This window comes from Streptococcus sp. 400_SSPC (assembly GCF_001072745.1).
Classification (GTDB): Bacteria; Bacillota; Bacilli; order Lactobacillales; family Streptococcaceae; genus Streptococcus; species Streptococcus xiaochunlingii.
Genome location: NZ_JVIQ01000003.1, coordinates 73,565 through 97,458 on the forward strand (window position 1 = coordinate 73,565; position 23,894 = coordinate 97,458).

Genomic DNA, 23,894 nt, shown 5'->3' on the forward strand with positions numbered 1-23,894 from the left:
CCAAGGTAAAAGAAGTGTTTTTTGAAAAACAGTCCAGCTTCCTTAAAGTAAAAACAGTTTGTCTATATTCAAAAATAAGATTGGGAGGTCCCAATCTTATTTTTTCTCTGATGAAGATGAGCTTGAGCTACTTGAGCTGGAATCCTCACTCGAAGAAGAAGAACTGAACTGTTCAGGGTGGAGATCTTTATAGCTTGGTGCTTTGAAGAGATCAACCGTTGATTGATTGCCTTTTTGGCTATAGAGGCTGGTTGAGGAATTCCCTTTTTCTTTTTCAATTTTCTTCAATGCTTTCATCGAGTTGTTGTAGGAGTAGTCATCCGGGTTGACTTTACCAAGATCATTTCCAGTGTAGAATCGTAAGAGGTCCCCCGTTTGGATACTATCACTAATCTTGAGTTGTAAATTAGCTGCCTCACGGATTTTATCCAGTTGCTCTTTCGTTGATTCGTCTGGATTGGTGATTTCTTCACCAGTCTTGGTGTAATAGGTCCGCCCACTGTAACTTGTATACTCAGGAGTCACAAAGTAGTTAGCAGAACGGAAAGCTACGATTTGGCTATGATTTGGAGATAACAAGTCTTGACCCACTTGAAGGAAGTTCTTAGAATCAATTCCTAACAAGTGTTCCAATGTTGGAAGCATATCAATCTCTCCACCATAGGTCTCAATGACTTTCCCCTTGTTCATGCCAGGCACGACCACCATATAAGGTACCCGTTGCAACATAGCATTATCATAACTTGACCAAGTCTCAGAGTTCTTATCAAGCAAAGGAGCTAGAGCTGGATTGCGAGAATTAGAAATACCGTAGTGGTCTCCATAAAGAACGATAATAGAATTTTCGTATAAGCCAGATGCCTTTAGATAATCGAAGAAGGCCTTGATGGATGAATCAAGATAATTGGCTGTTGCAAAATAGCCATTAATCGTTTCATCCTGGGTTTCTGCAAGAGGGAAGCCAATTTCGTCACCAATCAGACTCGTCGTATAAGGATAGTGGTTGGAAACGGTAATGAACTTAGTATAAAAAGGTTGTTGCATGTGTTCCAAGTACTTGATAGAATCCTTCAACATAATCTTATCATTAAGTCCATATTGGAAGGAGTTGGTATCATCTTGCTTGGTAAAATAGGAGGCATCAAAGAAGTAATGGTAGCCCCATTGTTTGTAAGCAGTATTACGGTTCCAGAAGCTTCCGGCATTTCCGTGGAAAACAGCACTGGATTGGTAGCCATTCTTTGAAAGAATGAAAGGAGCTGCTTGCTGGGTATTGGTCCCACCGTAGTTCACCATAAAGGAACCTTGGTTCAAACCGAACAAGCCCGTTTCAATCATGGTCTCTGCATCCGATGTTTTACCAGCTTTTACCTGGTTGAAGACATTGGAAAATGCAAAGGTTTCGTTTGAATGGTAGAGCGAGTTGATAAATGGGGTCACTTCGTATTCTTTGCCATCGACTTTCAATTTATAGTCGATCAAGAATTGTTGGAAGCTTTCCAAATGGATATAGATAACATTACGACCTTTAGCAAGTCCAAAGGTTTCAGGGTTTGGTTGAGCATAATGGCTAGCAACATACTCTTCAACTGGTTTCAGGTCAACTTCAGAAGCCTTTGAACGTTCTTTATTGGCCATGTAAGTCTGGTTGGCACTGTAACCCAAAAAGGCAGGTAAACCAAGCGCACGAACCACATAGTAGTTGGAGAAGCCACGCGTTAACAATTCCGGACGGTCAATCTCTGCCAAGAAAAGGTTGGCAGAGAAGAGCATAGCAGAGAGCGAAGTCACTGCAAAACTTGCCCGTTTGTTAAAGGGACGGTGATCTAGTTTGACCAATTTCTTTAAGAAGAGGAAAGCTAGAATCGGGAAGTCTAAAATATAGATAATATCCCAGGGACGGAATAATTCTAAGGCTGCAGCTCCAAGACCAGCGGAAACCTTACTAGAGGCCAGCATGGTATTAACCGTTACGAAGTCAGTAAACTCACGATAATAAATCGAGTTGGAAATCAACCAGATAAATAAAATGACATAGATGCTAAAAGATAGCAAATAAAAGAGTTTGGTTCTCTTAATATAAAAAGCGAGACCGATGAATAAGAGGCTGAGTGGAATCGGGTTAATGACTGCGAGAAAAACCTGATAAAAGCCTTGAATATCTAGATTAAAGTCTACTGCATAGGCCCACATGGTTTTAAACCAATAAAGCAACAGTAGGGTAAAGACAAATCCTAGTCTGGTACTCATAGCATCGAGTATCGTTTTGGTAATTTTTTTCACAAAAATATACTTCCTTGCCTTATTTCCTAAAAATTTTCTTACAACAGTATACCATAATTTAAAACGTTTTGAAAATAAAGCAAGTAAATAATAATGTTAAAAAAGAGTATGGTTGATATTGGTAATCATTAGCTAAACAAAAGAAGTGAGATTGTTTAAAAAGATGGTGAATACTTCCTTGATAATAGGATTCTTAAGTAGGAGACTTTGTGAATTTTTGAAAATTTTGATACAATAGAAGTATGAAAAAGCTGACAATTAACCGACAAGTTGAGAAAAAAATCCATAAAGGTTATAAGATTTTAGAGAAGAGTGATTTTGAACAACTCCCTTTTGACAATGAGGTAGTCGAGCTGGTCACAGCTTCAGGTCATTTTCTAGGGACAGGCTATCTTTCAGAGCAAAACAAGGGGCTTGGTTGGGTCATTTCTACGAAGAAAATCATCTTGGATCAGGCTTACTTTAGTTACTTATTTGCTGAGGCTAAGTCAAAACGTCAGTCTTACTATCAGTCGGAATTGGATACAGCTTTTAGAATTTTTAATCAAGAAGGCGACGGATTTGGTGGCTTGACCATTGATCTCTATGGAGATTATGCTGTTTTTTCTATCTACAATGCCTTTGTTTATCAAATCAGAGAGCTTCTTGTTACGGCTTTTCAAGAAGTTTTTCCAGAGGTCTTGGGAGGATATGAAAAAATCCGTTTCAAGGATCCAGGTTATGAGTCAGCCCATCTTTTTGGTCAAGAAGCTCCAGAGCAGTTTTTGATTTTGGAAAATGGTGTTCGCTACCAAGTCTTTCTGAATGATGGCTTGATGACAGGGATTTTCTTGGACCAACACGATGTGCGTGCTAGTTTAGTAGATGGCTTAGCTGCAGGTAAATCCTTACTCAATATGTTTTCCTACACGGCGGCTTTTTCGGTAGCAGCGGCCATGGGCGGAGCAGTAGAAACAACCTCTGTTGATTTGGCTAAGCGGAGTCGCGAACTATCTGAAGCTCATTTTGTGGCAAATGGTCTAGCATTGGACCAGCACCGCTTTATCGTCATGGATGTTTTTGATTATTATAAGTATGCCAAGCGTCATGCCTTGACTTATGATGTGATCGTTTTAGATCCGCCGAGTTTTGCTCGCAATAAGAAGCGTACCTTCTCTGTTGCGAAGGATTATCACAAACTAATCGAGCAGTCCCTAGAGATCTTGAAACCAAAAGGTATTTTGATTGCAAGTACGAATGCTGCCAATGTCAGTCGGGATAAATTTAAGAAAGAAATTGAAAAGGGCTTCAAAGGCCAAAAGCATCGCTTTATCAGTGAAGTAGGACTTCCAGCTGATTTTCAATACAATGAAAGGGAAGAAAGTAGTAATTACTTGAAAGTTTTTACGATTAAGGTGGATCAATGAAATTAGTCGTTTCTGTAATGCCAAGAAATTTTGAAGAAGCACAGGCCATTGATGCCAGTCGTTATCAGGATGCAGATGTCATTGAATGGCGTGCGGATTATTTAGACAAAAATGATATCTTACAAGTGGCGCCTGCCATCTTTGAAAAATTTGCAGGCCGTGAGATTTTATTTACGCTACGGACACGGGAGCAGGGAGGAGAAATTGAACTTTCTGGTGAAGAGTACGTAGCCCTTATCCATGATATCAACAACATCTACCATCCGGATTATGTCGATTTCGAGTACTTTGGTCATCAGGCAGAGTTTAATCAGATGATGGATTATTCCAATCTTTGCTTAAGCTACCATAATTTCCAGGAAACCCCTGAAAATATGATGGAAATTATGTCTGAATTAACCAGCTTTACACCGAAATTGGTCAAGGTATCTGTGATGGCTCATACCGAGCAGGATGTTCTGGACCTAATGAACTATACACGTGGCTTTAAGACGCTAAATCCAGAACAAGAGTTCGTTACCATTTCTATGGGGAAAATCGGCCGAATCTCTCGCATCGCTGCCGATTTAACCGGTTCTGTTTGGTCCTATGCCAGTGTTGGAGAGCAAAGTGCACCAGGTCAAATCAGCTTGTCCAGCATGCACAAGATTCGGGAGATCTTAGATGAAGATTGATGGCTATACGCGAATGGCGGCCGTGATTGCCAAGCCCATTCGTCATAGTATCTCACCCTTTATTCACAACCGGGCTTACCAATTAACCGCGACCAATGCAGTCTATCTTGCTTGGGAAGTGGAAGAAGAACAAGTCGAACAAAGTCTTCAACAGTTACGGGTACTAGATATGTTGGGTGCTAATATTTCCATGCCCTACAAGAAAAAGGTCTTGCCATTTTTAGATCAGGTAGATGGAAGCGCGCAACTCATTGGTTCGGTCAATACAATTGTTCAGAAAGATGGTCGTTTAACAGGCTACAACACAGACGGTCTTGGTTTTCTAAAGAGTCTCCCTAAGACTTTTTCGATAAAGAATAAGAAACTTGTCCTTTTAGGAGCGGGTGGTGCTGCGACTGCTATTGTTGTAGAGGCTATTCGGCAAGGAGTTGGCGAGATTCATTTATTTGTTCGTCCAGAAAGCTTAGATAAATATCAGGCTATCTTTGCTCCACTATCCGAAACTCTTGCTGTTTTAATTGTCCTTCATGACTTATCCAGTTGGGATCAGTTGAATGCAACGATAGAGGGGACGGATTTATTGATCAATGCTACAGGACTTGGAATGGACGGGTTTTCTCTCCCTATTCCGAAAGACTTTATCTTTCCTAAAGGTTGTCTAGTGGCTGATTTAGCTTATTTTCCTGTCAAGACACCATTTCTTCAATTAGCAGAAGAACAAGGGGCAAAAACCTTAAATGGCTTGGGAATGCTCTTCCATCAAGCTGCCGTTGCCTTCGAACTGATGACGGATAAAACTTTCCCGGAAGAGGAAGTCTGGCAAGCTTTGAAATTGGAATACCCAGATTATGTATTAGAAAAATGATGGAAGAAAACAGAAAAACTTAATCAAGTATGCTCTGTTTTCTATTTTTATACAATAGTGAAATTGTAATTTTTTTCACATGGATTTGAAAGGAGATCCTTATGAAGGTGAATGTTGATCTACCAAAGAATGGTTATGAGATTGTCATTGAGAATGGAGCGATCCAAAAGGTTGGAACCTGGCTCAGTCATTTATGGGAAGCTCAAAAAGTAGCAGTCATTACAGACAACCATGTAGGATCTCTTTATGCAAGTCAGGTGGTAAAAAACCTTGAAAGTGAAGGATTTACAGTGATTAGCTATGAGTTCCTAGAAGGAGAAGCTAGTAAAAATCTGACGACCGTCCAGAAAGTCTATGAATTTTTAGCGAAAAATGGGATGACACGATCAGACGGCATTCTCGCTCTTGGTGGTGGCGTTGTCGGTGATCTAGCTGGCTTTGTAGCTTCCACCTATATGAGGGGCATTCATTTCGTTCAAGTACCGACTAGTTTGACAGCGCAGGTTGACTCCTCTATCGGAGGTAAGACCGGAGTCAATACACTCTATGCTAAAAACATGGTAGGAACATTTGCCCAACCGGATGGGGTATTGATTGATCCTGAAGTGCTGCGGACTCTTGGCAAGCGCGAGTTGATCGAGGGCATGGGAGAAGTTATCAAGTACGGTCTCATAGAAGATCAAGTCTTATGGGAAGAGCTGGATCAAATGGATGGCTCCGTTGAGTCTATTTATGAGCATGCAGAATCCCTGATTGCCCATTCCTGTCAAGTCAAGCGCAAGATGGTCGTCGAAGATGAGCTAGACCAAGGCATTCGCCTATATCTGAATTTTGGTCATACCCTTGGCCATGCGATTGAAGCAACAGCCGGTTATGGCCAGATTATGCACGGAGAAGCCGTAGCGATTGGAATGGTGCAAATCACTAAGGTGGCAGAAGCTAAGGGATTGGTCCAAGCCGGTTTAACGCAGGCTATTCGTCAAATGTGTCAAAAATTTGGCTTACCAGTAGAATTCCATACTTGGGATAAGGAAAAGCTTTATCAGGCCTTAACCTTGGACAAGAAGGCGAGGGGCAATCAATTGAAACTCGTTTTGGTACCTGAAATTGGAACTTGTCAGATCCATCCAGTCCCATTGGAAGAAATGAGAGACTTCTTAAACTAGAAAGCGACAAAGGAGATACCATGCGTTATTTAACAGCAGGAGAATCACACGGACCACGACTTACAGCTATTATCGAAGGAGTGCCAGCAGGTCTCCCTTTGACAGCTGATTATATCAACGTCGAATTAAAACGCCGCCAAGGAGGCTACGGTCGTGGAGCACGGATGAAGATTGAAAGCGATCAGGTCGAGATCACCTCTGGTGTTCGCCATGGCTTGACCATGGGAGGTCCTATCACCTTGAATGTCACCAATCTAGACCATCAAAAATGGCTAGAAATCATGTCTGTTAGTGATGTGGAGGAAAAGAAGAAGGGGCTCCGGAAAATTACCAAGCCTCGTCCAGGCCACGCCGATTTGGTCGGTGGCATCAAGTACCGTTTCGATGACTTGCGAAATTCTTTGGAACGGTCATCGGCTCGGGAAACAACCATGCGGGTAGCAGTAGGTGCAGTAGCCAAACGTTTATTGGAAGAGATTGGGGTTCAAGTAGCCAGCCACATCGTCAATTTCGGTGGCATCGAAGTAGAGGTTCCGGAAAATCTAACAGTTTCCCAAATCAAGGAAGCGGTTGCTCAGTCAGAAGTTTCCATCGTCAATCGAGAGCGAGAAGAGGAAATCAAGGCCTATATCGATAGTGTGAAGAAAGAAGGGGAAACCATCGGAGGGATCGTCGAAACGATTGTAGGTGGTGTGCCTGTCGGTCTGGGATCTTTTGTCCAATGGGACAAGAAATTGGATGCTAAGATCGCTCAAGGGGTTGTCTCTATCAATGCTTTTAAAGGTGTAGAGTTCGGGCTAGGCTTTGAAGCAGGCCGTCGAAAAGGCAGTCAAGTCATGGACGAAATTCTCTGGTCTGAGCAAGATGGGTATACTCGTCGAACCAATCATTTGGGTGGATTTGAAGGCGGTATGACCAATGGAGAGCCGATTATCGTTCGTGGTGTTATGAAACCAATCCCAACCCTTTATAAACCCCTCATGAGTGTCGATACTGAAACGCACGAACCGTATAAGGCAACGGTGGAGCGGAGTGATCCAACAGCACTTCCGGCTGCAGGGGTTGTCATGGAAGCTGTGGTGGCAACGGTTTTAGCCACAGAAGTCTTGGACAAGTTCTCTTCTGATAATCTGGAAGAATTGAAGGAGGCTGTCGAGAGTCATCGGGCCTATACCAAAGCTTTCTAACTGGAGAAATAGATGGAAGAAAAGGTTGTTTATATCGTCGGTCTAGGACTGATTGGTGCTTCGTTAGCCATGGGGATCCGGAAAGCTCATCCGCAAGTGACTTTACTAGGCTATAATCGCAGTCAGGCCTCACGGGATATTGCACTTAAGAATGGCATAGTGGATGAGGTGACGGCTGATTTGGAAGAGTTTGCTGGTCGTGCAGATGTTATCATCGTCTCTTTGCCCGTCAAACAAACGATTCAAACCTTTCAGCAACTGGCGAAAATACCACTGAAAGAAGGAGTCATTGTGACAGATGTGGGCTCCACCAAGGGGGCCATTGTAGAAGCTGGCGAAAATGCTTTTAGGCATCTCCCAGTACGTTTTGTCGGCGGGCATCCCATGGCGGGAAGTCACAAGACAGGAGCTGCCTCAGCTGACTCCACCCTCTTTGAAAATGCCTATTACATTTTTACCCCAACAGCTGAGACAGACCCAAGTGCGGTCTTGGAATTGAAGGATCTCCTCTCAGGGCTTGGAGCCCGTTTCATCGAGGTAGATCCAATAGAACACGATCGGGTCACTTCTCAAATCAGCCACTTTCCTCACGTATTGGCAGCTACCCTGATGGGACAAGCAGCTGCTTATACAGAAGAGCATGCCTTAGCAGGTCGCTTTGCTGCAGGAGGATTTCGTGATATGACGCGGATTGCGGAGAGTGAGCCAAGTATGTGGACCTCCATTTTGCTATCTAATCCAGCTTCGGTTCTTGATCGGATAGCGGATTTTCAGGATCGTCTTGAGCAAGTTGCTGATATGATTCGCCAAGGGCAAGAAGATGCCATTTGGTCCTTCTTTGACCACAGTCGAAACCAACGCCAACATATGCAGATCCATAAGAGAGGAGGGGTTGAAAGCACCTTCGATATTTTTGTGGATGTTCCAGACGAAGAAGATGTCATTCTTCGAATCCTGGAGTTGCTTCGTGGTACCTCCTTGGTCAATATTCATATCAATGAGGAAAACCGAGAAGATGTCTACGGGATTCTTCAGATTTCCTTTAAGACAGCTGCAGATCAAGCACGGGCCGAAGCCTTGATCACCGAGAAAACGGATTATAGCGTAGTGATCAAATAGGTCCCAAGTAGGATTTTTACAAAAATAGCAGTTTCTAACACAAGTTGTACCAGAATCTTTGTATAATAGAACAAAACCAAATTGTTAAGGAGAAATCACATGTCAAATATTTATGATCTAGCCAATGAATTGTCACGCGGAATTCGTGACTTACCAGAATACAAGGCTGTCCTTGCTAGTAAGGAAGCCATTGATGCCGATGCCGATGCAAAAGCGTTATTCGGAGACTACCTGGCTTTCCAACAAGAAATTCATGGAGTCATCCAGTCTGGACAAATGCCAACTGAAGACCAACAAAAGGAAATGCAGGACTTTGCTGGAAAATTACAAGGAAACCCAATTGTAAATGAGTTTTTCACCAAACAACAGCAATTGTCTGTTTATCTAGGAGATATTGAACGGATTATTTTTGATCCAGTTCAAGATTTATTTAAATAAGGGAGAGGTGGAGAGCCCACCTCTTTTTCTCTCCCATCTTAGAGGACCTTCCAAGTGAACGTTGAAAATGGCTTTTTTTTATGGTAAAATTTTTAGAAAAGCTTGAAAGGGTAAGCCATGAAATTACAAACGAATTGTAAGGGTTTAAATGGAATCATTCGTGTTCCGGGGGATAAATCGATCAGTCATCGTTCGATTATCTTTGGAAGCCTTGCGCATGGAACCACTAAGGTCTATGATATCCTACGTGGTGAAGATGTCTTATCCACTATTCAAGTATTTAGAGATCTAGGCGTTTCTATCCAAGATGATGGTCAAGTGATCACCATCGAGGGAAAAGGCTTCGAAGCCTTTCAACAACCTAAGAATAATCTGGATATGGGGAACTCAGGCACCTCCACTCGATTGATAGCGGGTGTCTTAGCAGGAAGTCCATTCCCAGTCACCATGGTTGGAGATGATAGCTTGTCCAAACGACCAATGGATCGAGTGGCGATCCCCCTTCGAGAGATGGGAGTCACTGTCCAGGGTCAAACAGATCGAGACATGTTGCCCCTTCACCTTCATGGAACAAAAGAGTTACAACCAATCCATTATTCATTACCGGTAGCCTCTGCTCAGGTCAAGTCAGCTCTTCTATTTGCTGCCATGCAAGCAGAAGGGGAGTCAGTCATTCTAGAGAAAGAACTGACACGGAATCACACCGAAGATATGATCCAGCAGTTTGGTGGCCAGATCAGCGTGAAGGGCAAAGAAATTCGCCTACGTGGGCCTCAAAGCTTCCAAGCCTGTGAGGTGACGGTACCAGGTGATATTTCCAGTGCAGCCTTTTGGTTGGTAGCTGGTTTGATTGTCCCTAATAGTCAGATTCGTCTAGAGAATGTCGGCATCAATGAGACTCGTACAGGTATCCTAGAGGTTATTGAAAAAATGGGTGGCAAGCTTCAAATATTGGATGTTGATCCTCTTGATAAGGCTGCGACGCTTGTCGTAGAGACTTCCGACCTCCATGGAACAGAAATTTCGGGTGATTTGATTCCTCGCTTGATTGATGAGCTTCCAATTATTTCTCTTTTGGCAACCCAAGCTTCTGGGAAAACCATTATCAAAGATGCTGAAGAATTAAAAGTTAAAGAAACGGATCGCATTCAAGTCGTGGCGGATAGTCTAAATGCCATGGGGGCTTCCATCACTCCAACAGAGGATGGTATGATCATTGAAGGGAAAACACCTTTGCATGGTGCTAGTCTGCAAACCTTTGGCGACCACCGGATCGGCATGATGGGAGCTATCGCAGCCTTGCTTGTAAGAGAAGGTGAAGTGGAGCTTGCGCGTGCTGAAGCAATTAATACCAGTTACCCTTCCTTCTTTGCAGACTTAGAGAAGGTGTCTCATGCCTAAAATACTACTTGGCTTTATGGGAGCAGGGAAAACGACTATTGGTCGTTTGTTGGATCCAGCTTTTGCTGATATGGATGCACTCTTAGTTCGACGCTTAGAAATGCCGATTTCTGACTATTTTACCCGCTATGGTGAGGAGAGTTTTCGCTTGCAAGAGTCGCTTTTGTTGAAAGAGTTACTCAATCAAGATAGCTCGGTCATTTCAACTGGTGGGGGCATCGTCCTGAAGCCAGAAAATCGAGAGCTTCTCAAGAAGAATGCTTGTAATATTTATTTGCGGATTGATTTTGATCACCTCTATCAACGACTGGCAACTGATCCTGTAAATAAGCGCCCTCTCTTTCTTGATAAAAACCAAGAAGAGTTTTGTACCTTGTATGAACAACGTCTGCCCTTATATGAAGAAGTTGCCACACATGTGATTGATGTTGCTGATAAGACACCTGAAGAAATTGTGGAGATGATCCAATGCTTGTAGCTTATCTTGGTCCTAAGGGATCCTTTACCCATCATGTAGCCCTTGAAAGTTTTGAAGACGCGACATTACGCCCTTACGGGTCTATCACAGAAGTGATCAAAGCCTATGAATCCGCCCAAGTTGATTATGCGGTCATCCCTGTTGAGAACTCTATCGAAGGCAGTATTCATGAGACGATTGACTACCTCTTTCACCAGGCTCATTTTCAGGCTATCGCAGAAGTAGTCTATCCCATAAAGCAACAACTCTTAGCAGTTAGACAGGATCAAGCCATTGAAGTGATCTATTCGCATCCACAAGCTTTAGCCCAAGGGAAAGCCTATGTCCAGGAGCATTTCCCTCAAGCCAGACTGGAGATGACAACTTCGACATCCTATGCAGCTCGATATGTCTCTCAACATCCGGAACTTCCTATCGCAGCCATTGCGCCTTTAGAGGCCAAGGATGAATATGGTCTGGAAGTGGTGGCCAGTAATATTCAAGAGATGGATCAAAATTTCACCCGCTTTTGGATCCTTGGTCAGCGCCCTTTTGAAGGCAGTCACTCGCTGAAGAAAGCTGCCTGCAAGGATAGTTTGGCGATTACCTTACCAAGTAATATTGCGGGCTCCTTATGCCAGGCCCTATCTACATTTGCTTCAAGAGAATTAAATTTAACAAAAATTGAAAGTCGTCCTTTAAAGACGGCCCTAGGGGAGTATTTTTTTATTATCGATGTGGTGGATGCTGACGAATCACTGTTTGCTTCTGCCTATCAAGAACTGGAATCCCTAGGAGCATCCATCAAAACCTTGGGCCACTATTGGGTCTATGTGCTAAACGACAATGAAACGGAGAACGTATGAGTAGAGAATCAGAAAACCTATCCTATCATGAACAAAAGAGATTGGATTATCTTTATTCCAACTACCATTATCTGAACGAAAAAGAGCAGTTGGAATACAAGTATTTAAAAAATAAATCAGAGGGACGATTCCAAGACGATCCCGTTTCAGCAAGAGCAGAAGAGTCAGTTGTTCCTTCAAGTAGAGGGGAAGACAATTCTGATGAATTACCAGTCTATCCATCACGTAGCCGGAAGGACAAACAAAAAACCAATAAAAAGAATCGAGAGGAAGGAGCAGCCCTTCCCAAACGTAATAAGGGAAGAAAGATCCGCTTTAAACGTATTTTAAAATGGATAGCCATCTTCTTCTTATTGGTTCTTGGTGGAATGGTCTTCATGTTTCTCAAAGGTTTGAATAGCAAACCCGGTGGGACCAACGCCCAACCAGCTGTTAAAGAGTATTTTAACGGTCAGAAGACCAAAGACGGGGTCAATATTCTGATCTTGGGAACAGATGGTCGGATTGGGGAAAGCTCGTCTGAGACGCGAACGGACTCCATCATGGTGGTCAATGTCAACAACAAGGACGGCAAGGTGAAATTGGTCAGTTTTATGCGGGATACCTTGGTTCATATTGATGGCGTGAGCCAGCAAACAGATCCAGAATATCCAGATTATTATGACCAGAAGTTGAATACGGCCTTTACTATTGGAGAGCAGAATAACAACCAAGGGGCGGAATTGGTCCGTCAGATGCTCAAGGATAACTTTGACATTGATATCCAATACTATGCCATGGTTGATTTCCAAACCTTTGCGACGGCCATCGATACCCTCTTCCCAAATGGGGTCGAGATGAATGCGCAGTTTTCAACGATTGATGGCGAAAAGGTCAGTGAAGTGGAAGTGCCAGACGATTTGAACATGAAAGATGGCGTCGTTCCAAATCAGACCATTAAGGTCGGAAAACAACGGATGGATGGCCGGACCCTCCTCAACTATGCTCGTTTCCGTAAGGATGATGAGGGTGACTTTGGCCGGACAAGACGCCAACAAGAAGTTATGTCTGCCATTGTTCACCAAATCAAGGATCCAACCAAGCTCTTTACTGGATCTGAAGCACTAGGAAAGGTCTTCGCTATGACCTCAACCAATGTACCCTTCTCCTTCCTGTTGACAAACGGAATTGGCTTAGTCGGAAGTGCCAGCAAGGGGATTGAACGTATTACCATTCCAGAAAATGGGGATTGGGTGGATGCCTACGATATGTATGGTGGTCAAGGCTTGCTGGTCGATTTCGATGCTTATAAAAAGAAATTGTCCCAAATGGGCTTAAGATGATATAATTAAGGGATAGGAGTCTGAAAACTCCATCCCTTTTAATTTGTAGAAAGATAGAACACCATGTTAAAGAAAAATGAAATTGTAGACGTTGAGATTGTCGATTTGACCCATGAGGGAGCAGGGGTGGCTAAGGTCGATGGCCTGGTCTTTTTTGTGGAGAATGCCCTACCAGGAGAAGTGATCCGCATGCGCGTGCTTAAAGTCAACAAAAAGATTGGCTTCGGTAAAGTAGAGGAGTACCTAGAAAAGTCCCCTCACCGCAATGAAGAGCTAGACATGGCTTACTTACGAACTGGAATTGCCGACTTGGGGCACCTGGCCTATCCCGAGCAACTGAAATTCAAGGCCAAGCAGGTCAAGGATAGTCTTTACAAGATGGCAGGTATCTCTGATATCGAAGTACCCCTGACCTTGGGGATGGACCATCCTATCCAATACCGCAACAAGGCACAAGTCCCTGTTCGTCGTGTCAATGGTCAGGTAGAGACAGGATTCTTTCGGAAGAACTCTCATGATTTGATGCCGATCGAAGATTTCTACATCCAAGATCCAGTCATTGACCAAGTGGTCTTGGCTCTTCGAGATTTGATTCGTCGGTTTGACCTCAAGCCTTATGATGAGAGGGAACAATCTGGCTTGATTCGCAATCTTGTAGTCCGCCGAGGACATCATTCTGGAGAAATCATGGCCATTTTGGTCACTACTCGTCCCAAGGTTTTCCGTGTGGACCAGTTGATCGAGCAGTTTATCAAGCAATTCCCGGCCATCAAATCCGTTATGCAAAATATCAACGACCAGAATACCAATGCCATTTTTGGGAAAGAGTGGCGAGTTCTCTATGGTCAAGACTATATTACCGATCAAATGTTGGGCAATAGCTTCCAAATCTCAGGACCAGCCTTTTACCAGGTCAATACCGAAATGGCAGAGAAGCTCTATCAGACAGCCATTGACTTTGCGGAGTTAAGAGCAGAAGATGTCGTGATTGACGCCTATTCCGGAATTGGGACCATTGGCTTGTCCGTTGCCAAGCATGTTAAAGAAGTCTATGGAGTAGAGGTCATCCCCGAAGCTGTGGAGAATAGCCAGAAGAATGCTAGTCTAAATGGCATCACCAATGCCCACTATGTCTGTGATACAGCAGAAAATGCTATGAAAAATTGGCTTAAGGAAAGCATCCAACCAACTGTTATCCTAGTAGACCCACCACGCAAGGGCTTGACTGAAAGCTTTATCAAAGCAAGCGCCCAAACAGGCGCTGACCGCATCGCCTATATCTCCTGCAATGTCGCAACCATGGCGCGTGATATCAAACTCTACCAAGAGTTGGGCTATGAATTGAAGAAAGTCCAGCCGGTGGATTTATTCCCACAAACGCATCATGTCGAGTGTGTGAGTTTATTGGTAAAACGCAGTTAAACATCTCGCTTTTACATTTCAAGGCGAGATGATTCAAAGCTCCATTGGAGCTTTTGAGTCCCGCAGACGCATCACGTTGAGGCCGTATCACTGCTTGTACGAGCTGAAACATCAGCGAAGTAGAAGTAAAAATATAGTTTATACTTTTACAAATAAGAATGGGATTGTTGCAGTTTATTTTTAGATGGACTAAGATAGAATTATAGTGATTGTTACTGAGAGGTTGCAGTTGTTTTATGGTATAATATATATTAACAGATATTTTGTGTTGATAAATAGAGAGGAATATAAAGTTATGGAGAATAAAGTATATTACGGAGAATATTCTTTGGACTATTGGATTGAATTAATTCTGTCAAAAAACATTATACTGCCCGATTATCAAAGAAATTTTTCATGGGACGAGACTAAAAGAGAGAAATTGATTACTTCTCTTAAAAATAAGGAATTTGTTCCCCCTGTAATTATTGGATCATTTACTAAAAATGGTTTGAAGAAAAATCTTTTAATTGATGGACAACAAAGGTTAACTAGTATTTTATTGTCCGTTTTGGGTTATTTTCCAGACCGTGAAACCTATAAAAAGCATTCAAAAGATAAAGTTAGAAATTATATTGATGAGAATGACGATTTTGCAGGTGAAACAGATTCCTCCACTGATGTCATTAATTGGACATTTAATGATTTACTCATAGGTGATAATTTAACAATTTCAAAAATAAAATCAACTTTAGAAAAGGATGAATATTTCAAAGAGTTGAATAATGATAATGAAATAGATAGTTCTTTTTTGAAGAATACTTTTCTCGGATTTTCGTATCTTGTACCTAGTAATAGTCAAATAGGGGATCAGCAAAGATATTATTCATCAGTTTTTAGAAATATTAATAGACAAGGAATGTCTCTTACTGGTCAAGAAAGTAGAGAAGCACTTTACTATTTAGATGAAAGTAAAACTAGTTTCTTTAAGCCTAAATTTATCAACCTTATTGAAGGTGAGTTATCCATTGATTTTATTAGATATTTATCAATTTTATCACAATATAAAAAAGAGGCATCTGCTCAAAATTTATGTAGTGGATTTGGTGGAAGAAAAGAAAAATTAGAGGAGTACTATGAAAATTATATCAATTTTATAATTGGTGATAAAAATATTAAGTATTTTATTAGCTATGAAGAATTATTTGATACTAATGAACAACTACTCTCTTGCGAACATCCTCATTCAGGACGCTATAACAACATGAGTAATTTCATTAGTGATTCACCTTTAACCAAAAATACTTTTGATTCTATTATTGATTGTGACTTATATTACTTTGGTTTAATTTATTTAATAATATTTGAAAATAAGAGTATTGATTTGGAAAAATGGTCGGACATAACTAAAAGAATTGAGAAACAAATAGAAGAATATAAAGCACCATATCTTGATGAACAGGGTGTTCCAACATATGAATTTTCAAAAGCTGTATCAATCAGCTACCACCAAAAAAATCCATCTGCCTTAAAATATTTACGTGAGAGAGTTGAAAAATCAATTGCTATTTATAGGGAGTTTGAGATATGAGTAAACATGAGGAATTTATTAACAGTCCTATTGAATCCATTATGTTGGAAGGGATTTCTGCAATTACTCCTATCAATACAGGAATAGAAACTTATCCTTTAAATGATTACTTGCTTAAGACAATTTTTCTACAAATGACAGGTTTTCAAGAACAAAAATTTAAATGTATTGCTTGGGAAATAGCTACTGAAGATTTTGAGTTTCGGAGAGTTTTTTTGAAAGATTATGCTTCCCAAGGTTTTTCTACTTATGACTCTAAAAAGTCTATTTATCAAAACCTAATGATTCTACTTGATAGGGGTGAACTATCTGAATTTGATAGAAAGTTGATAGTCAATGAATCCAAAGATATCATATGTAAAATTTTTAATGAAAGTAATTTCCAATACTGGAATGGTAATACTTACATAGAATTCAAGGGTAATATAAAGAATAAAATTGGATATAAAGGCATTGCAAGAAAGGGAGAAGGTTACAATTTGCTAGAAAGTGAAGGTCAGAAAGTATATGATATGTTGTATCGACATAGAAATCGATTGGCCCATAATACGCTTTCATATCAACGTAATTTGCCTACATTACATGAATTAGAGAATAAGGAATTTGGGGATTCTAACTATTTTACCTGGTTTTATATTTTGATAGTTATAGATAAAATTATGATTAAACTATACAATGAATTTAATCAAACAAATAAATCTCTTCTGGATATGTGATTTATTATTTCCAATAGAAAATTTCGTTTTATAGTATAATTTAAAAAACAATTGTGGCATTTTTGTTCTTTAGTACGAGTAGATCCTATCACTATATGTTGAGACGGTATACCTCCAAAAGAAACAGTAATCTTAAATGATGGCATAGTCCAGAGGTTATCTTCAGGGCTATGCCTTTTTCTTATTGGAGGATATTCTTCAATGTGATTATGGTTGATTCATGTTATTTTACAATGCCTTTCCAGCAACATAAGAAAGACGCTTTTTAAAATGTTTAAAAGATGTTGTGAGAGTGATTTAGATTTGATTTAAAGAATTTAGAGTTGTATGCGTATTCACGGAAATGTGATATAATTTATAAAAACGTTGATGGAGGAATTGTGATGGCTGTAAGTTACAAAAAACTTCTACACATGATGATAGAAAAAGACATCTCTAATCAAGATTTAATAAGACATGCCAATATTTCAGCAAATATTATTACGAAAATACGTACAGGAAAATATATAGCATTAGATAAATTAGAGAGTATTTGCTTAGCGCTGAACTGTACTCCTAATGATGTACTTGAATTTATTAAGGAGAAAAAATAGCAAATGAAAGATACAGAACTGAAACAATTAAAAGATAAACTATGGCATTCTGCCGATGTTCTTCGTGCGGGAGCGCATTTAGCTGCAAATAAATATGGTCAGCCTATTCTTGGACTTATCTTCCTTAGATATGCAGATATTTTATACAAACAACATAAGGAAGATATTGAGGAGGAGTATAATCGTCTTAAAGGTGGACGTATGGAAAAATCCATGAAAGAAATTTCAATAGAAAAATGCGGATTCTATCTTCCTGAGTGTGCTTATTATGACTTTATCAATGACGCGCCGGATGATGCAAACAAAGCTATTCTTGTAAAGGAAGCTATGGAAGCCATTGAGAATGAAAATCATAGAATGGAGGGTGTCCTTCCTAAAGAAGTATATGCGCAGCTAGTACCGGAAGAGGAACCAGAGCTTCTTTCTAACATCGTGCGTATTTTCAAGGATATTCCTGAAAATAGCACGGTTGATATTTTTGGTGAAATTTATGAATACTTCTTAGGGAAATTTGCACTTTCGGAAGGTAAGGATGGGGGAACATTCTATACACCTGCAACTGTTGTAAGATATATGGTTGAAGTGTTAAATCCTCAACCAGGTGAAAAGAAGTTCCTAGATCCAGCATGTGGTTCTGGTGGTATGTTCGTACAGGCCGCAAGATATATGCATGATCATAATGCCAGCGAGAGTGAGCAGATGAAATTCCGTTGCTATGGTGTTGAAAAGGAACCGGATACAGTAAAACTAGCAAAGATGAATCTTCTCCTTAATAATATCCGTGGTGATATTACACAAGCTAACTCATTTTATTCAGATCCGTATAATGCAGTTGGACAGTTTGATTATGTAATGGCAAATCCTCCTTTTAATGTTGACGAGGTTGTGGTTGAGAAAGTTTCTGATGATGCTCGGTTTAATACGTATGGTGTACCAAGAAACAAGAGTAAATCGACAAAGAAAAATGCTGATAAGAAAGAAACAGTGCCAAATGCTAACTATTTATGGATTGGCTACTTTGCTACTGCGCTAAATGAGAATGGAAAAGCAGCTCTTGTTATGGCTAATTCTGCTTCGGATGCTTCTGGTTCAGAATATGAAATCAGAAAGAAAATGATTGAAGAAGGTATCATCTCACAGATGGTGACTCTTCCTTCTAATATGTTTTCTTCAGTAACTCTTCCTGCAACTCTTTGGTTCTTCGATAAACAGAAGCCAAACACTGAAAAGAAAAATGAAATCTTATTTATAGATGCGAGAAATGTATTTACACAGATTGACCGTGCTCATAGAAAGTTTTCTGATGAGCAGATTAAGAACTTAGGTGTTATTACCAAGCTTTATCACGGTGATACACAGGCTCTTGTTGATTTGATTGATCAGTATAAAGCAGAGCTTGCAAATGCTCCAGAAGCTTCTGATGATAAGGAAGTTCTTACAAAAGCATATTGGCAGACACAAATTGACTGGTTAACTGAAAGATTCCCTGATGGTGTGTATGCTGATGTTATCGGTCTTTGTAAGGCAGCACCTATGGATGGTGAAGACGGGATTATTGATCAAGACTACTCTCTTAATGCAGGACGTTATGTCGGTGTGGTTATTGAAGATGATGGTTTAACCCATGAAGAATTTAAAGAAGAAATGTATTCTTTAAATGCTGAATTCACTACATTAAGTGCTGAAGCAAAGAATCTTGAAGAACTCATCGCAAATAATCTGAAAGAATTGTTGGGTGAGTGATATGGAATATGTGAAATTGGGGAATATAGCAAAATTTCGCTATGGAAAGATGCCTGATAAAGATAAGTTTCTTGACGATGGATATCCTGTTTTCAGCGGATATAGAATAACAGGATATTATAGTGAATACATGGTTGAAAATCCGACTTTAATTGTGGTAGCAAGAGGAGTTGGAGGTACAGGGGATGTAAAAATTTCACCGCCAAAATCTTATATCACGAATCTATCTATCATTGTTGATCTTGATGAAAGTGTTGCAGATATACGTTACTTATATTATCAATTTGTTTGCAATAATTTGAGATACTTGGATACGGGGGCGGCTCAATCACAAATCACAATAAATAATTTATCAAAACACAAAGCTTTACTACCAAGACTTGTTATTCAAAAGAAGATTTCATCGATATTGACAACTTACGACAACCTCATCGAAAATAACAACAAGCGTATCAAATTGTTGGAGCAAATGGCAGAGAATCTATATAAAGAATGGTTTGTAAGATTTCGCTTTCCAGGATATGAGGATGTGGAATTTGTTGGTGCGCTCCCAATCGGATGGCAATATCAACCTATTTCAGAATCGATGGATTTCTTTGATTCCCAGAGAGTACCTTTAAGCGCTATGCAAAGAGATGAAATGGAAAAAATATATCCATATTACGGAGCAGCAAAGTTAATGGATTATGTTGATGATTATCTGTTTGACGGAGAATACTTGTTATTAGGTGAAGATGGAACTGTTGTTACTACGGACGGGTTTCCTGTACTTCAATTAGTAAATGACAAGTTTTGGGTTAATAATCATGCACATGTTATAAGAGGAAAAGGTAATATTTCAACACGATTCCTTTATTTGACGTTTTGTAGATTCCCTATAACTAGTGTTGTTACAGGAAGTGCTCAACCAAAAATTAGCAAAGGGCGATTGGAAAAATTGAAAATCTTAGTTCCAGATGCAATAACAATGGAACATTTCAATAATTTGATAAATCCAATGTTTGATGAAATCAATGTATTGAAGAAACAGTTAATACGAATTACAAAGCAACGAGATATGCTTTTACCACGCCTAATGAGTGGGAAACTTGAAGTGTAATAAGGAGGACCATATGCGTAATTTTATATCTGAAGACGACATAGAACAGGTTATACTTGAAAAGTTAAAAGCGGAACCCTTTAAATATGATATCCTCATTTGTGATGCTGATCCTAGTAAGCGAGACGATTTGAATGATGGCACAGGAAGGGCTTCTAAGAAAGAATGTGTACTTCCTAATGTTATGCTATCTTCTCTCAAACGGATTAATCCTACTATCTCCGAAGAAAAAATTAAGGAAATAGTCAAAAACTTAAGGCAGAACTACACGGGTACGGATATTGTTGATACTAACTATAAGATATACAGACAAATCCGCAATAATATAAAAATTACAGTTCGTAAAAATGGAAAAGAAGATTTTGATTTTGTAAAGCTTATCGATTTTGAGCATCCGGAGAACAATACTTTCACAGCAGTTTCTCAGATGTGGATTCAAGGAAAGGTCTATTATCGCAGACCGGATATCCTTATTTTCATCAATGGAATGCCAATGGTGTTCATTGAACTGAAGAACAGCATCGTTAAGATTGAAGAAGCCTATAATAAGAATTTAAAGGATTATTTAAGAGATATTCCGAATCTATTTGCATTCAATCAGATTTGTGTTCTTTCAAATGGATTAGTAACAAAATTGGGCGCCTTCAATGCAACATATGACTACTTTTTTGAATGGCTTAAAGTTGACAGTGAAAAGGAAAAACTCGATAGAGAAGCTATCCACTCAGCTGAAAATATAAAAGATAGTTCGGTAAGATATTTTGTTGATGGTTTGCTAAACAAAGATAGATTGATTGACTATATCGAAAATTTCATACTTTTTGAAAATCAACGAATAAAAATTATCGCTAAAAATCATCAGTATTTAGGTGTAAACAATCTGATGGAATCAGTGAAAAACAGAAAAGAATTGAATGGTAAATTGGGTGTCTTCTGGCATACACAAGGTTCGGGTAAGTCCTACTCGATGGTTATGTTTGCACGTAAGGTTAAACGCAAAGTAGCTGGTAATTTTTCATTCCTTATTATCACAGACCGTGAAGATTTGGATACACAGATTCATAAGAACTTTGTACGCACAGAAGTTATCGGTTCTAAAGAGGAATGTCAACCAAAGGACAGCAAGCAACTGCGCGAATTTTTAACTACCAACAAAGCATTTATTTTCACGTTGATTCATAAGTTTAGATACGATAAGACGAAGAAGTATCCAGTTCTTTCTACACGTGATGATATCATTGTTCTAGTTGATGAGGCACATAGAACACAGTATAAAGATTTAGCGGAAAATATGAGAACTGCACTTCCTAACGCAAATTTTGTCGCATTTACAGGGACACCTCTTCTTGGCTCTAAGCGCCTTACAAATCAATGGTTTGGTGAGTATGTTTCAGAGTATAACTTTGCACAATCTGTTGAAGATGGCTCTACTGTACCATTATTCTATTCTAGACGCGTTCCAGAAGTAGGGCTTGAAAATGATTTTCTTGATGATGACGTTGTAGATATTATCGAAGAGGAAAACCTTAATGAAGATGAAACTCGCCTATTGGAGAATGCATCCTCTCGAATTTTAGAAGTTATTAAGCGTGATGATAGATTAGATAAAGTAGCGCAAGACATAGCTTATCACTTCCCAAGACGCGGATTTCTTGGAAAAGGAATGGTCGTATCAGTCGATAAATATACTGCGGTCAAAATGTATGACAAGGTTCAGCATTACTGGGCTATCGAAAAACAGAATATTACGAAGCAACGAAATTCTGCTACTACAAAGGAAGAACGTGATCAGCTTAGTCACATTCTTGCCTATATGAATAACGTGGAAATGGCTGTAATTATTTCCGAAGAGAACGATGAAACGACAAAGTTTGCTAAACAGGGATTAAAAATAGCAGAGCATCGTGCAAAGATGAAAGAAATTACACCGGATGGAAGAGATATCGAGGATAGATTTAAAAGCCCAGATGATCCTCTGCAATTAGTATTTGTATGTGCCATGTGGCTAACAGGATTTGATGTGAAGAACCTTTCTACACTCTATCTTGACAAGCCAATGAAAGGTCATACATTAATGCAAGCCATAGCTCGTGCTAACAGAGTGTATCCTGGGAAACCAGCAGGGATCATCGTTGATTATGTAAATGTCTTTAAATACATGAAGAAGGCATTAACAGAGTATGCTAGCGGTGATGACGACACTGAATTTCCAGCGAAGAATATTGATCAGCTCATGGGATATATTGATGGTACGATTGCTGAAGCAGATTCTTTCTTGTTATCATTGAATATTGACTTAGAGAAAATAATTGCAGATGCCAATACTTTGGATAAACTGGATTTATTAAGAAGTGCTTATGACACTATTGTTGCTAAAGATGACTATAAAGAGAAATTCAAAGTTATTCTGAACACGTTAATAAACATCTATGAAGCATCGAAACCAGAAATTTTTGAAAAGAACTGGAATAATGATAAATTTGCACCGCTTGTATATTTGCATGGCCTCTTATATAACACTGTTAATGATGAAAAGGTTGCTCGTGCTAGACGGAAAATGAACCAAATTCTGGACGGTAGTGTAATTACAAGTCAGGATTTCGTTAATTATGTTCGGGAGAAAGAAGCTCAGTACATGATTAAAGGGACAAAGGCCATAGATTTATCTAAAATAGATATTGAACAGTTAAGACAAGAAATAAAATTGGCTGAGTATAGAGCTATTGAAATTAATGATTTGAAGGAATTCATAGAGAATGCGCTGGAACAAATGATTAATAGAAATTGTACAAGAACAAAATTCTCCGAACGGTTCAAACGCATTATTGATTCCTATAATGCAGGCGGAACAGAAAATGAAGATTATTATGAGCAACTTGTGAAGCTTCTTGAAGAACTTCGTCAAGAGGACAATCGTGCCAATACAGAAGGTCTTACTGAAGAAGAATTGGAAATTTACGATTTATTGGTTGCTGGAAAGAAATTGACACAGGTTGAGGAACAAAAAGTAAAACTCTCTGCAAAAAATCTTTATAAGAAATTGGTGGATAATCGTAGTAACCTTCTTGTGGTAGACTGGTATAAAGATGAGCAGCCACGTGCCAAACTTAAATATGAAGTTGAATTATCATTAAATCAGGATCTTCCTGAAAGTTATGATAAAGAAGCATTTGATTCTAAGGTATCCTTGCTCATCAATCATTTTGTCGACATGGCAGTACAAGGGTATGGATGGATCGGTCTGGCCTAGGGTTACATTGAAAATAATCATTTAATTATTGTTATGAAGACTATACTACTAAAAAATTAAGTGGTTAGTTCTATTGGAGATAACAAATATAGTTAATATTACGGGAGTTCTGGGTGTTACAAAAAATAGTGACACCCGGTTTTTGTGATATATGTGGAGGTATCAGACTGAGAGCAGCAGTTAAGTGTATTGGTCCAATAGGTGCTTTAACTGAGTTTTTATTTCCATTTACACTTAGTGGATACTTTTATTTCCAATGAGCATGGCTTTATGGGAATGAATGTGTCACCTCTTATATATGAAACTTAGGCAAGATT

At 39.6% G+C, this 23,894-nt stretch carries 19 protein-coding genes; 18 read left to right on the forward strand and 1 reads right to left on the reverse strand.

Annotated features, from left to right (window positions below):
* Nucleotides 1–96: 96 nt before the first annotated feature.
* Nucleotides 97–2,283: an LTA synthase family protein gene (locus ADH49_RS00855; RefSeq protein ID WP_048688124.1), complete on the reverse strand. Its 2,187-nt coding sequence runs from the start codon at nt 2,281–2,283 to the stop codon at nt 97–99.
* 242 nt (nt 2,284–2,525) lie between these two features.
* On the opposite strand from ADH49_RS00855, the gene ADH49_RS00860 reads away from it, so the two are divergent.
* From ADH49_RS00860 to ADH49_RS00945, 18 genes are all read left to right on the forward strand, one after another.
* On the forward strand, nt 2,526–3,689 hold the full coding sequence (locus ADH49_RS00860; RefSeq protein ID WP_048688127.1) for a class I SAM-dependent rRNA methyltransferase: 1,164 nt from the start codon (nt 2,526–2,528) through the stop codon (nt 3,687–3,689).
* Nucleotides 3,686–4,363, forward strand: coding sequence for a type I 3-dehydroquinate dehydratase (gene aroD, locus ADH49_RS00865; protein WP_048688131.1), 678 nt, complete (start codon nt 3,686–3,688; stop codon nt 4,361–4,363). The genes ADH49_RS00860 and aroD overlap by 4 nt, the downstream gene beginning before the upstream one ends.
* Nucleotides 4,353–5,228, forward strand: coding sequence for a shikimate dehydrogenase (aroE, locus tag ADH49_RS00870; RefSeq protein WP_048688134.1), 876 nt, complete (start codon nt 4,353–4,355; stop codon nt 5,226–5,228). The genes aroD and aroE overlap by 11 nt, the downstream gene beginning before the upstream one ends.
* 101 nt (nt 5,229–5,329) lie before the next feature.
* Complete coding sequence (aroB, locus tag ADH49_RS00875; RefSeq protein WP_048688136.1) at nt 5,330–6,394, forward strand: 3-dehydroquinate synthase; 1,065 nt, start codon at nt 5,330–5,332, stop codon at nt 6,392–6,394.
* A 20-nt stretch (nt 6,395–6,414) separates the two neighbouring features.
* Nucleotides 6,415–7,581: a chorismate synthase gene (gene aroC, locus ADH49_RS00880; protein WP_048688143.1), complete on the forward strand. Its 1,167-nt coding sequence runs from the start codon at nt 6,415–6,417 to the stop codon at nt 7,579–7,581.
* Nucleotides 7,582–7,593: 12 nt separating this feature from the next.
* Nucleotides 7,594–8,700 (forward strand): prephenate dehydrogenase, encoded by a 1,107-nt coding sequence (locus tag ADH49_RS00885; protein ID WP_048688146.1) that lies wholly within the window; start codon nt 7,594–7,596, stop codon nt 8,698–8,700.
* A gap of 99 nt (nt 8,701–8,799) precedes the next feature.
* Complete coding sequence (locus ADH49_RS00890) at nt 8,800–9,138, forward strand: YlbF/YmcA family competence regulator (RefSeq protein WP_048688148.1); 339 nt, start codon at nt 8,800–8,802, stop codon at nt 9,136–9,138.
* 117 nt (nt 9,139–9,255) lie between these two features.
* Entirely contained in the window at nt 9,256–10,539 is a 1,284-nt protein-coding gene (aroA, locus tag ADH49_RS00895; RefSeq protein ID WP_048688151.1) for a 3-phosphoshikimate 1-carboxyvinyltransferase, read from the forward strand.
* Nucleotides 10,532–11,017: a shikimate kinase gene (locus ADH49_RS00900; protein WP_048688154.1), complete on the forward strand. Its 486-nt coding sequence runs from the start codon at nt 10,532–10,534 to the stop codon at nt 11,015–11,017. The genes aroA and ADH49_RS00900 overlap by 8 nt, the downstream gene beginning before the upstream one ends.
* Nucleotides 11,008–11,862, forward strand: a complete 855-nt coding sequence (gene pheA / locus ADH49_RS00905) for a prephenate dehydratase (RefSeq protein WP_048688156.1) — start codon at nt 11,008–11,010, stop codon at nt 11,860–11,862. The genes ADH49_RS00900 and pheA overlap by 10 nt, the downstream gene beginning before the upstream one ends.
* On the forward strand, nt 11,859–13,184 hold the full coding sequence (locus ADH49_RS00910; RefSeq protein WP_048688157.1) for an LCP family protein: 1,326 nt from the start codon (nt 11,859–11,861) through the stop codon (nt 13,182–13,184). Before pheA ends, ADH49_RS00910 begins: the two co-directional genes overlap by 4 nt.
* A 63-nt stretch (nt 13,185–13,247) precedes the next feature.
* Nucleotides 13,248–14,606, forward strand: coding sequence for a 23S rRNA (uracil(1939)-C(5))-methyltransferase RlmD (gene rlmD, locus ADH49_RS00915; protein WP_048688160.1), 1,359 nt, complete (start codon nt 13,248–13,250; stop codon nt 14,604–14,606).
* A 295-nt stretch (nt 14,607–14,901) separates the two neighbouring features.
* Nucleotides 14,902–16,176, forward strand: a complete 1,275-nt coding sequence (locus ADH49_RS00920; protein WP_048688162.1) for a DUF262 domain-containing protein — start codon at nt 14,902–14,904, stop codon at nt 16,174–16,176.
* Entirely contained in the window at nt 16,173–16,892 is a 720-nt protein-coding gene (locus ADH49_RS00925; protein WP_048688164.1) for a hypothetical protein, read from the forward strand. The genes ADH49_RS00920 and ADH49_RS00925 overlap by 4 nt, the downstream gene beginning before the upstream one ends.
* A gap of 383 nt (nt 16,893–17,275) precedes the next feature.
* Nucleotides 17,276–17,485 carry a helix-turn-helix domain-containing protein gene (locus ADH49_RS00930; RefSeq protein WP_048688167.1) on the forward strand — a complete coding sequence of 70 codons (210 nt, stop codon included), beginning with the start codon at nt 17,276–17,278 and terminating at the stop codon, nt 17,483–17,485.
* A gap of 3 nt (nt 17,486–17,488) precedes the next feature.
* Nucleotides 17,489–19,228, forward strand: coding sequence for a type I restriction-modification system subunit M (locus ADH49_RS00935; protein ID WP_048688170.1), 1,740 nt, complete (start codon nt 17,489–17,491; stop codon nt 19,226–19,228).
* Between the two features lies 1 nt (nt 19,229).
* Nucleotides 19,230–20,327, forward strand: coding sequence for a restriction endonuclease subunit S (locus ADH49_RS00940; protein WP_048688173.1), 1,098 nt, complete (start codon nt 19,230–19,232; stop codon nt 20,325–20,327).
* Nucleotides 20,328–20,340: 13 nt separating this feature from the next.
* Entirely contained in the window at nt 20,341–23,577 is a 3,237-nt protein-coding gene (locus tag ADH49_RS00945) for a type I restriction endonuclease subunit R (RefSeq protein ID WP_048688175.1), read from the forward strand.
* Nucleotides 23,578–23,894 lie beyond the last annotated feature (317 nt).